We start from the raw sequence: 12330 nt of genomic DNA, 5'->3' as shown, positions 1-12330 counted from the left end.
GACTAGAATAGTTTCAAAAGGGTAAAGCTAGTATAATAGGATTTAAATTCTCCTTTATATTGCACATGGTCATGCTATAATAATGTGGATGTAATCGTCTAATTTAGTGCACGATACATGCAAGGAGGAAACAATATGTTTGTGGTAACACTGATTTGTGTATTTATTGCTTCGCTATTAATTACACCTCTAGTCAAGAAATTTGCGATTAAAATTGGCGCGGTCGATCAACCAAATCATCGTAAAGTGCATGTGCGAATCATGCCTAGACTTGGCGGATTGGCGATTTTCTTAGCGTTTATTATAGGTTTTTTTATATATCGTCCAGAATCTCCTGATGCGATATTTATCATTATAGGAGCATTTATTATTGTTCTTACTGGAATGTTTGATGATTTATATGAGTTGCGTCCCATTATTAAATTAGGTGGACAAGTTATTGCGGCAGGAATTGTCGTATTTTTAGGCAATATTGAAATTGGATTTATTAATTTACCATTCGGTGGAGTGTTGGATTTCGGTTTCTTAAGTGCTTTCCTAACTATAATTTGGATTGTAGGAATTACGAATGCAGTCAACTTAATTGATGGATTAGATGGACTAGCTGCTGGAGTATCGACGATTGGATTATTAACTTTATCAGTTATGGCGTTTATCATGCAAGATATGTTCGTTTTAGCCATGTCGTTGATGTTAGCTGTTAGTACGTTTGGATTCTTGTTTTATAATTTCTACCCAGCGAAGATTTTTATGGGTGACACAGGTTCACTTTTCTTAGGTTTCATGATCGCTGTATTGTCATTACTAGGGTTTAAAAATATTACATTTATCTCTTTAGCAATCCCAGTCATCATTTTAGGTGTACCGATTTCGGATACGTTTTTCGCGATTTTCCGTCGCTTACGTACTAAACAAAAGCTTTCTGCACCTGATAAATCGCATTTGCATCATTGCTTAATCAATTCGGGATTCTCTCATAGACAGACCGTATTGTTAATTTATGGAATGGCAGCAATGTTCGGAGGAGCAGGAATTTTATTCTCTCAATCAACAGTTTGGGGAGGCATCTTAATTATTTCATTGCTGTTTGTCGCAATAGAAATCGTTGTCGAACTAATTGGTTTAGCAGGAAAAAACTACCGGCCATTACTGAATTTTATGAAGTATAAAGGCAACTAAAACATAAAAAAAAAGTCGAAGTGCATAGCACTTCGGCTTTTTTTGATACATATTTGTTACAAAATGTAATAATACTGTAATGTTTATATAACATTATGCATGTTAAAATCATAAACAGCTAGTCAATAATGAAGAAAAAAGGAGTTTACCCTTAACCTATGAAAATCCAAAAAATTCTTGGTTCCATCGTGTTAGCAACAACCCTTTCCTTAGTCGCAGCAAACACAACTACTCAAGCCAATGATGATACAATTAGAGATTACACTCGTATTGCGGGTGAAAGCAGATACCACACAGCAATTGAAGTTTCACAAACAGGATGGAATAGTGCCACTACGGTAATTATAGCGTCCGGAGAAAACTTCCCAGATGCATTAGCAGGAGCACCACTTGCAAAAAAATTAAAAGCCCCAATTCTATTAGTAAAGAAATCAAGCATAGATGCAGATGTTATTGCTGAAATTAAACGTTTAGGCGCTAAAAAAGCGATTATTCTAGGTGGAGAAGGCACAATTTCTTCGACCGTTCAAGCAAAATTGAAAACTGTTACCCCTACAATACAACGTATAGAAGGTGACAATCGATACGAAACAGCTGAAAATATCGCACTTCAAGTTGGCGGTTCGACAGCGGTAGTTGTAAACGGAGCATCTTTCGCTGATAGTTTAGCGATCGCTTCATACGCAGCTCAAAAAGGAATGCCTATATTATTAACTACCCCTTCTGAGATTCGTTTTAAACAAAAATATTCGAATTATATTGTAGTAGGGGGAACAAGCGCAATTCGTGATTCTGTTTTAAACAAATTAAAACAAACATCTGCTACTCGAGTATCAGGTAAAGATCGATATGGTACCATGAAAGCAGTTGTAGATAAATATTACCCAGGAACAGGAAGTGTACCGTTAGTTGCTTCTGGTGTGAGTTACGCAGATGCGTTAACAGGTTCAGTATACGCGGCTAATAAAGGAGTACCTGTTCTATTAGTCGGAAAAGATACATTACCAGCAGCAACTAAAAATGTTATCGAAAATAAAAAAATGAACTCACTTAAAGTAGTTGGTGGGAAACAAGCAGTATCAAAGTACGCGCTTGGAGCAACAAAACCAGTCGTAACAGCGGTATCTAACCCGACGCCTGTAGCAAGTACGAATGATAAGTTAGTAGCAAAAGCAAAACAGTATTTAGGTACACCATATGTATTTGGTGGTACGACACCATCTGGTTTTGACTGTTCTGGATATATCTATTATGTACACAATGCAGCAGGAATTAAATTAACTCGTACAAATACATCGGGTTATTACAGCATGACGACTAAAGTGTCTTCACCACAACCAGGAGATCTTGTATTCTTCTCTAACACGTATAAAGCTGGAATTTCTCATATGGGAATCTACATAGGTAATGGTTCGTTTATTCATGCTGGTGGAGATAGAGTTCAAATTAATAAAGTAACGGATTATTACTGGAAAGATAAATTCACAAGTTATAACCGTTTCAAATAAAATAGATTTGCCGGAAGTCTTCTAAATGAAAATTTAGGAGGCTTTTTTATATGGTTTTGTTAAAAACATTCTTCTATATTTTCCATTTGTGCTTGAGATTCTTTCGATTTCCGTTACGGGTGGACGCTTTCCGCGGGTGGTCCGTGTGCCTCCTCGTTCACTCCGTTCTCTGTGGGGTCACACCTGGACACACTTTTTCCGCTGGAGTCGCCACCCTTCACTCCAATCAAATGATTGAAATTCATAACAAATGCAAAGGATTACATTTCAAATATTCTAGTATCGTTTATCGAAAGTCGTTTATGAGATTACCTCAAAAAGATAATTAGAATAGCTTTTTACCTAACAGTCAAATACCAGACTCACTATTTATATATAACTAGATAAGTAAAACTATTATTTTTTACCTAGCATTTGCTCATGCGGCTTGCTAGGCGAAAATGTACTCTTTCTTCTTTTCTCCAGACAACATTATTTAATAGTCAGCATCTCTATAGCTTCAATTTAAGTAGAAAGTTAGGGAATATGCGACTCCCCGCGAAAAACGGGCGGGCAAGACCCCGCAACGAGGTACGAGTGAGGAGGCTTGCCCGTTCGTTCGCGGAAAGGGAGCCAATTCCCAACTTATTTATAACAGCATTTGACAGCTCATTCTCATGCCCCACAGGAAGTGGGGTATAAAGGTGTTGCCAAATGAATGCGTTTTGAACCTTCGGTCCTTAGCAGGCTCATCGCTAAGGAATATTTAATGTTAATAAAATATCTACACATAACCCAAAAAGGAACTATATGTATCCTACTATATGGATATAAAGCAAGACATATTTCTATGACTAATATTTTTGTCGGTCAAAAGTCATGTGTCTTTCGATTTTGTCGAAAAATAAAAAAAATTGCAAGGTACAACTATTCATTTGTCAGAATTCGATATAATAATGGACAATATTTTATTATAATGAAAGAAAAACAAAGGATGGCGAAAAATGTATAAACATAAGAAATTGATTTCCACTATCACCCTTATTTTCGCACTACTTCTCTTATTCTCTGATTCTAACCCCGCTCACGCTGCCACGGATACTGAAAATTTCATTGTGAAAGTGAAATTAACCAATAATTTAGGCCCTTCTAAAACATATCAATTTATCCCTAAGGGAGAAACTATATTAAAAGAGGATGGCACGATCGTTTTAACAAAAGGTGTTACGTATAAATTAGCTATTCAAAATTCGAAAGTTTCACTTTTCGAAGGTACTAAATTACTTAAAAAAGATTTAACGACTGTAACTCTTGAACCAAAAGAGTATGTTAAAGAGAATTATATATTACTAGAAAATATGAAGTCTTCTGTAAAAAGACCACATATTGGAACAATCATTTTTAGACTAGATACGGTTTCTAATACCCAGCAAATTCAACCAGTAAACCTTTTAGGTTTTGAAGATTATTTAAAAGGTGTGTTACCTGGAGAAATGCCAGCAAGTTGGGGTGGATTGAACGGTGGACAAGAAGCCCTTCGTTCACAAGCGATTTCTGCTCGCTCATACATTTTCGCTAAAATGAATGGGAATAGTCAGTTAGAAATTGATGATACGATTAATTTCCAAGTGTATAAAGGATTTGTGTGGGACGAGATATCCCCGGCCTTTGACCGTTTTAACGTGAACACAACATCTGCCGTTGAATCAACAAAGGGCATGATTATGACGTATAAAAAATTAAATGGTTCGACAGGGTTTGTTACCGCATATTTCTCATCTTCAAACGGAGGACAAACGGAACTGCCTCAACAATATTGGTCTGGCAAACTAGACTATCTGAACAAGACGCAAGCAGATACATTTGATACTGCACATAAATGGAAGGAAGCCGAACAGCTTCATTTTAAAAAGTCTCAACTATCCGGTACAACTGCGTTAGACTTCACAAATCCTGCTAGTTGGTGGAATACGACAACTGAAAACAATCTGCTTTCTTCACATGTAGAATATGCAACTAGTCGCACAGCATTTTCAAAATTAAAAACGCAAGCATTGAAGGAATTAAAAGCAATCGATCCTACGATGGACTCTATTAAAATTGATTCTATTAATAGTATTAAAACGATCGATTTTACGAATACAGGAAAAGTACAAGATATCACGTTTAACTTATCTTATTATGCAAGTAAAAAAAATCCGGATAATAGCTTGTATTACGCGATGGAGCTAGGTGCTCAATCTGAAACACTAGCAGGTTTATCACGCTACGAAACAGCCGTTCAAATTGCTGAAAAAGGTTGGACGGGTAAACGTGACAATGCCGTATTAGGTCGTGGTGACTTACCTGTTGATGCATTAGCGGGCTCGGTGCTAGCAAATAAATTGGATACACCAATCTTGCTAACACGTCCAAACTCTTTACCAGCTTCGGTCGAGGAATATTTAAAAGATTCATTAAATCCGAAAGCGACTATTTACTTACTTGGTGGAATATCAGCAATTTCACCTGACGTTGAAGATAGATTAGAAGATTTAGGCTATGTGGTAAAACGAGTATCAGGGAAATCACGTACGGAAACATCCATTGAAATTGCAAAACTTGTGGGTGGCTCACAGTCCGTATTCTTTGCGACTGGTGACGAAAATTCTTCGGATGCTTTATCAATCAGTCCATATGCTGCACGTAACCAAATTCCAATCATCATTCAACAAGGAATAAATGTTTCAAAAGCTACGAAAGATTACTTGAAAAATAGCGGTAAAACGAGTGTCAATCTAATAGGTGGTTCTAATGTGGTATCGACTGAAGTGGAAACTACGCTGAAGAACTTGGGATATGCAATAGATCGTACGTTTGGAGCAAGCCGAGTAGACACAAGTATTGCAATCAATAAAAAATTCGTAATGCCTGGTGAATCTCTAGTAATTGGAAATGCATACAGCTTTATAGATGCACTTGCAGGTTCTGTATTAGGTGCAAAAAATAACTCTTCTATCTTATTGTTGCACCCAGATGCTAATAAAATACCGGTCGACTATCTTGAAACGGTTAAGCAACCGAAAACATTATATTACCTAGGTGGAGAAACAGTTGTTTCAAAAGAGTTGAAATATAGTTTGTCTAAATATATCGGTGGAACGCTTAAAAAATTCACAACTGAAATTAACTTAACAGGAGCTCAACTCCGTACGCTATTTGGCGGCACGGTATTAAAGAGTACTGATTTTACTGTAGAAGATAGAGTCGCAAATGCCGAATTTGCTCTAAACGGTGCTGGATTCGGACATGGTATTGGAATGAGTCAATATGGAGCATATGGACGAAGCAAAGCTGGACATACAGCAGAAGGTAAAGACGGTAAAGAGGGTATTCTCGATTTCTATTATCAAGGAATTGCAATCGAACAAGCTAAAGATTATATCAAATAACTAGAGAGGGGATATACCCCTCCAAGAATAAAGGGAAATGAAAGCGGGGAACGAAACGTTGTTGAAAAACTTAATTAAAGTGATATGTGTAGCCTTATTTGTCCTTAGTATTCCGGTGTCTTCACCTCAAGCAGCAGAAGTCTCTACGAAACCATTAATAGTGATCGATCCAGGTCACGGTGGGAAATATTCAGGAACAAGTGGATATTCAGGTTCTAAGACTGGTTACTATGAGAAAACAGCTAACTTAGAAGTTTCTTTACGCTTAAGAAGTATTTTACAGTCTCGCGGCTATGAAGTGAAAATGACGCGAACAACAGATATGCATTTTTCTAGCGTATCTGCAGCTGAAGATTTAAAAGTGCGTACCGACTTATCAAATAAAATGGTAGCAGGTCGCAATGACAACTCAATCTTTGTGTCAGTCCACCATAATGCAAGTAGTTCACCAACGTATTCTGGATATGAAACGTATTATTATAATAAAGACGAATTAGATCCTCTTTATCCACCAGATCCGTTGCAAATTAAATACTCACCAGAGAGTGCTAGATTAGCGAAATTGACGCATCAAAGTGTAATTAATTCAGGTGCTAATAAAGAAGGACGAGGGATTGTTCACAAAAGTCTTTATGTGACAAGAAATGCACAAGTTCCGGCCATTTTATCAGAAGTAGATTACATGTCTAGTCCATTGGCAGAAGCGAAAGTTAAAACAGCTTCATTCCAACAAGGAATTGCTGTAGCGATTGCAAATGGAGTGGATGATTATTTTAACATCTTCCATGTGAAAAACGACAAAGGCACAATCTTAAAAACGTTCACATCTAAAAGTGAAGCATTAACGTATGCGGGTACGCAAACAAATGTAACAGTATTTGATAAACGCGCAGGTGCAGTTATTTTCAACAATACATCGTATGACTATCATGCGTATCACACGTCAATTGAATTAGCTCAATCGAAGTTTTCAACAGAAAAAGAAGCCATTGCTTTTGCTAGTAAATACAAAAACACACGTGTTGTGCACCATCCAACAGGTGAAGTAAAGTGGTCAAACTACTTAGCTAAGAAATACTCAGTACTAGATCCTAATCAACAAATAGTCGACCAACAATATCAACGACAAGTGGCAAGAGAAGTTGCAGAATCTCTACCTAAAGCGACTCTTAAAAATACAGAAACAAAGTACACACTATGGTCTTCTGTGTTGCCACAAGCATTTGAAGTGCGTCACAATCAAAAAGGAACAATCAAAGCATTTTACGATAAAACATTAGCACAAAACTATGCAGCGTTATGGCCGGGTACTTCTGTTTATGACACAACAACAAAAGCTGTCACTTACAAGAACCCAGTACAAACAACACCAGCTAAAGTGAGTAAAACAATGAGTGCGGAGTCTCGTTACTTAACAGCAATTGAAGTATCGAAATCATTGTATCCTAACGGATTTGACTCAACAAAAACAGACAAAACTGTTGTTTTAGCGACTGGTCAAGATTTTGCAGATGCATTATCAGCTGGACCACTTGCGATGGAAAATGGAAATGCACCTATTTTATTGAATTCAGCAAACGGTTTGAAAGCTGAAGTTCTAGCTGAAATTAAACGTTTACGTGCGACTCGTGTAATTTTAGTGGGTGGAGTAGGAGCTTTATCAACAGATGTAGAAAGTCAATTGAAAAAAGGGATTCCGACTATTGCAATTGAACGCATCTTTGGAGAAACGCGCTACGAAACGAATGAAATAATTAATAGTAAATTACCAAAAGCTAAAGGGATCTTTATCGCCTCAGGAAGCAATTTCCCGGATGCATTAACTGCAACAAGTGTGGCGGTGCTACAAGGATGGCATATCGTATTAAGTAATGGTACTACTTATACGGTTGCAATTAACGATCAAATATATAGTAAACAAACAGTCATCGTTGGTGGGAAATCAGTCATTTCAGCGGGACTAGAAGAGAAAATTAAAGTACAAGCTGGATCAGATCATGTAACACGACTTTCTGGTAAAGACCGATATGGTACAAATGCAGCGTTAATTAATCACTTTAGCGATACATTTAAGTCACCGACAATTGTCGTATCTACTGGAACTAACTATCCAGATGCTTTAGTATCATCTTCATTGTCAGGTAAGCATCAAGCACCATTGTTTATCGTAGGTAACTCAATTTCTGAAACATTACGCCCTACGTTAACGTCTTATTTAAAAGAACGAGTAACATCAACTTCACTTTATACAGGTGGAATCGTTCCGACTACTGTTAAAGCAGAAATTGATAAGTTAAAATAACTGAATGAAAAGAGGGGTTCGATGAAGAAATTATTGGCCATCGTGCCACTTATGCTGATTCTCGCTGCTTGTTCAGACGAAAACTCGTTTAAGTTTAACGACATTGAAAAAGACTCAGGCAACACTGAAGAAGTAACTAAAGAAGAAGTAACGACTGAAACTGATCCAAAAGAAGAAGAAAAAGAACCAGAAGTGACGGAAGAAGCTTCTACTGAAGAAGAAGTAGAGTCTACTGAGGATGTGGAGTCTACTGAAGACGTCGAAGAAAAGAACCCAGATGAATCAGCAGATGAAGCGGAGGAAGATGGTGTGACGGACGGCACTCAAGGTGAAGAAGCGGTTGTAGAAAATAAAGGGCTTGTAGAATATATGCCGAAACGTGGAATGAAAAAAGTCTTCTTACTAGAAGAGTTTGAAATTGTACGCGAAGTTAAAGCTGTCAAAGGCAATCGTTTACTAGAATCGATTACATTTGGTGATGTGGAGACGATACAAATTTCGGAGTGGACACCTACTAAGCTTACGATGCTCTTTAATAACTCTGAGGATACGGCTGGAGTGACGATTGATAAGTTTGAAGCTACATCAGCTCCAGAAGTATATATTGATACGTTAAATAAACAAACTGGTTCTCAAGCATGGAAAGTGGTACAAGATGATTTAACTTTGAAGGTACCTGCTGGAACGTATAAAGATGTCATTGTGATTGAACAAACGATTATTTCAGAAACTTCCAATCAACAAACGATCTCTCGCTTTTATTATGCGAAGGGGTTAGGAGTAATCAAAGAAGAAGTGATTACAAAAAATGGAGACAATGAATCAGCCTCTATTATGGAATTGAATCGTATAGAGTAAGAAGAGTAGTTGCAGTCCATTTTTTATAAACGGGCTGCAACTTTTTGTTTGCACTCTCGTCAAATGGGATATAGGCTATAAGAAAGTGAAATTTAAATGAGAGTGTGATATGGCATGAAAGAACCTAAACGATATAATGAACCTACTCCAAGAAAAGCTTCATCTATTAAAACCGTTATATTATTACTTGCAATTGCTCTAGTTGCAGGTTTCATGTTATGGCTACAGTTTGCACCAAAGCCAGTTGAAGAATCAAAAGAAGAACCTCCTAAAGTAGAAGAAACTACGGAAGAAGTAAAGCCTCCAGATGACACTGAAGTCGAAACGGAAACACCGGAAAAACCAGAAGGAACTGTAACATACGAAACACCAAAACCAACTCCTCCTGAGAAAGTACAACCGGATACAGAGAAACCAGATGTTACTCAACCAGTTGTTGTAGAGGAACGGGTAGAAGAACGTGATCAAGAGGCTATCCTAGCGTCTTTACTCCCTAATGTCTATACAGTCTATACAGATTCACAACAAGGCTCAGGATTCCTTTATAACGACAAAGGGGATATCGTGACTAATGCACATGTGGTAGAAGGGTACGGTACGGTTACGGTGGTTAATAACACGGGTCAAGAATTCGTCGGAAATGTCATTGGTATTTCTGATACGGTTGACGTGGCATTGATTCGAGTTGATGAAATTGCTGGTAAGCCACCACTGGAAATGGACTTAATGAAATCAACTGTTGGGACAAGCGTTATTGCCATAGGCAGTCCGAATAATAAAGCGAATACAGCTACAACAGGGAATGTTACGGCGACAGGTAGAGATTTTAACGAAAACTTTATTTATACGGACTTATACGAAACGGATGCAGGTATCGCTCCAGGAAGTAGTGGAGGGCCATTGATAGATGCCCTTACTGAAAAAGTAATCGGCATTAACTCGATTATCCTGACGGACAATCCGGCTATTGGATATAGCATCCCAGTCTATTCTGTTTATCAAATGTTAAAATCTTGGGAAGCGAATCCGTTAACACCACAAGAACCGGTTAAACCAAATTTAGAAGATGCCTACTTCGACGAAGAGTTATTGACCCTCTTTATTGAAGGGTACATGACGTTGTACACGTACGCGCAAAACGAAGTGAATTTCAGCTATCTAGAAGGTTACTTACAAGCAGACTCGCAAGTGTATCGTACAGAACGTGAAGCCATTAATAGTCTGAAAGATAAAAACTATGTCTTCACGGTTGAAAAGTTCCAAATCGATGACATTACAATAGAAGAAAGTCGTTCACTCGTGACAACAACGATTGAAACGAAAGTAGCACAAAAAGATAAAGAACCTTCTATTATAAAGGAACAAGTTGTCTACGAAGTGATCATTGATGAATATGGAGACTATATGATTCAAGCCGTTACTAAAACAGACGTAACGGAAACGGAAGATCCAGAAGCAGAGGCTGAAAGTACAGATGAAACAACTGAAGAACCAGCTGTTGAAGAAGAGCCGGTTGTTGAAGAAACACCGGATGATGAAAAAGAACCAGTAAAAGAACAACAACCAAACACAGAAGTTGATAGTACAGAACAAGAAGTACCAGCAGTAGAATAAAGAAAGGCGATTCTAAGTCTAAGTTACATAGACTTTCGAATCGCCTTTTTTGTATATATATGTTTATCCTTATTATGACAGGGAATATTTTGATAAAGAAACTTTTGAAAAGAAACAAAAAAAGCTAATACCGAAGTTCGGTACTAGCTAGGAAATTCAACTGTAATCAATCTGCTGCGTATAAACGTTTAAAGCTATCAAACTTCGAACCCCAATACGAGTTACTTAGACTCGTAATTTGGACACGATCTCCACCAGCGTGGATGAACTGGTTATTTCCGATATAGATACCCATATGAGAAATACCTGGGCGGTATGTGTTCGAGAAGAAGACTAAATCACCTGGTATAGGTTTAGACACATCGTAAGAGCGAGCATCAAAGCCAGTTGTGTTCGTACGAGACACATCTAGACCAGCTTGTTTGTATACATAGTAAATGAAACCTGAGCAATCAAATCCAGACTTTGAAGCACCTCCCCATACATAAGGAATCCCTTGTAAAGGTGTAGCAATAGCCATCACTTTTTCAAAAAGCGACCCACTAACAGCTGTTGGTGGTGCTACTGGCACAGGAGAAGGAGCGGATATTGGTGAAACTTCACCAGTTGCTCCAATTTTTAATTTTTGACCGACACGAAGTGCAGTTGACGTTAAGTTATTCCACTTCATTAATTGATCTACTGTTGTACGGTGTCGGTAAGCTATACCTGACAATGTATCACCACTCACAATTGTGTAAACTGTGTTTGCTGGATTCGTTGGCACTTCAGGTTTTGGTGCTACTGGTGCTGGAGCAGGTGTTGCTGGTTTTGGTGCTGGCGGTGTAGCTTGAACAGTACCTGAAACTTTAAGCTTTTGTCCTGGGTAAATAATATGTGAAGATATGTTATTTAGTTGTTGTATGTTTTTTACTGTCGTTTTATACAGATTCGCAATTTTACCTAATGTGTCACCACTTTTTACTATGTATGTTGATGAAGTAGCAGGAGCGGGAGCCGTTACTTTAGGTGCAGCTGGTTTTGTTGTTTTAGCTGGAGTAGTGACAGCAGGCGCTGTAGCTTGAGTGCCGTTTACTTTTAACACTTGTCCAGGATATATAATATGATTTGAAATGTTATTTAAAGATTGAATAGATGATACGCTTGTCTTAAATTTAACTGCGATCGCACCTAATGTGTCACCACTTTTTACAGTGTGAGTAGCTGTTGTCGAAGTCGATACAGTTGTTACAACAGTTTTAGGCTTAGCAGGTGTTGATTGAGCAGTAGCTTTAGTAGCTGATAGGTTTAATGTTTGTTTTGGGAAAATAAAGTCTGTGGATAAGTTGTTTAATTCTTTAATTTGGGAAACTGAAGTTCCATTTGCAGATGCTATTTTCCATAATGAGTCACCAGGTTTAACGGTATAAGAACTTGCTTCCGCGTCCCCAACTGCAATCATTGTCGCTAATGCAGATGT

The 12330-nt window shown here is 37.8% G+C and carries 7 protein-coding genes; 6 read left to right on the top strand and 1 reads right to left on the bottom strand.

Features of this window, described 5'->3' with window-relative positions; translation table 11 throughout:
• Positions 1 to 135 precede the first annotated feature (135 nt).
• The 6 genes from WBG45_RS11965 to WBG45_RS11940 all read left to right on the top strand — a co-directional run bounded on the left by WBG45_RS11965 (position 136) and on the right by WBG45_RS11940 (position 10871).
• Positions 136 to 1179, top strand: a complete 1044-nt coding sequence (locus WBG45_RS11965) for a glycosyltransferase family 4 protein (protein ID WP_424414842.1) — start codon at positions 136 to 138, stop codon at positions 1177 to 1179.
• 158 nt (positions 1180 to 1337) lie between these two features.
• Positions 1338 to 2687, top strand: coding sequence for a cell wall-binding repeat-containing protein (locus WBG45_RS11960; RefSeq protein ID WP_424414840.1), 1350 nt, complete (start codon positions 1338 to 1340; stop codon positions 2685 to 2687).
• Positions 2688 to 3670: 983 nt separating this feature from the next.
• The gene (locus WBG45_RS11955) at positions 3671 to 6097 is read left to right on the top strand and encodes a SpoIID/LytB domain-containing protein (RefSeq protein WP_424414838.1); all 2427 of its coding nucleotides are present in this window, start codon (positions 3671 to 3673) and stop codon (positions 6095 to 6097) included.
• Between the two features lie 37 nt (positions 6098 to 6134).
• The gene (locus WBG45_RS11950) at positions 6135 to 8399 is read left to right on the top strand and encodes an N-acetylmuramoyl-L-alanine amidase (RefSeq protein WP_424414836.1); all 2265 of its coding nucleotides are present in this window, start codon (positions 6135 to 6137) and stop codon (positions 8397 to 8399) included.
• Positions 8400 to 8420: 21 nt separating this feature from the next.
• Positions 8421 to 9257, top strand: a complete 837-nt coding sequence (locus WBG45_RS11945) for a hypothetical protein (RefSeq protein WP_424414834.1) — start codon at positions 8421 to 8423, stop codon at positions 9255 to 9257.
• A 114-nt stretch (positions 9258 to 9371) separates the two neighbouring features.
• Positions 9372 to 10871, top strand: a complete 1500-nt coding sequence (locus tag WBG45_RS11940; RefSeq protein ID WP_424414832.1) for a trypsin-like peptidase domain-containing protein — start codon at positions 9372 to 9374, stop codon at positions 10869 to 10871.
• Between the two features lie 166 nt (positions 10872 to 11037).
• Here the strand turns inward: WBG45_RS11940 and WBG45_RS11935 are convergent.
• Positions 11038 to 12330: LysM peptidoglycan-binding domain-containing protein (locus WBG45_RS11935; protein ID WP_424414830.1), on the bottom strand; the 1293-nt coding region annotated here is incomplete at its 5' end.

Source organism: Paenisporosarcina sp., assembly GCF_049671445.1.
Classification (GTDB): Bacteria; Bacillota; Bacilli; order Bacillales_A; family Planococcaceae; genus Paenisporosarcina.
Note: the sequence above shows the minus strand (reverse complement) of the source record. Positions and strands in the feature narration are given on the sequence as shown.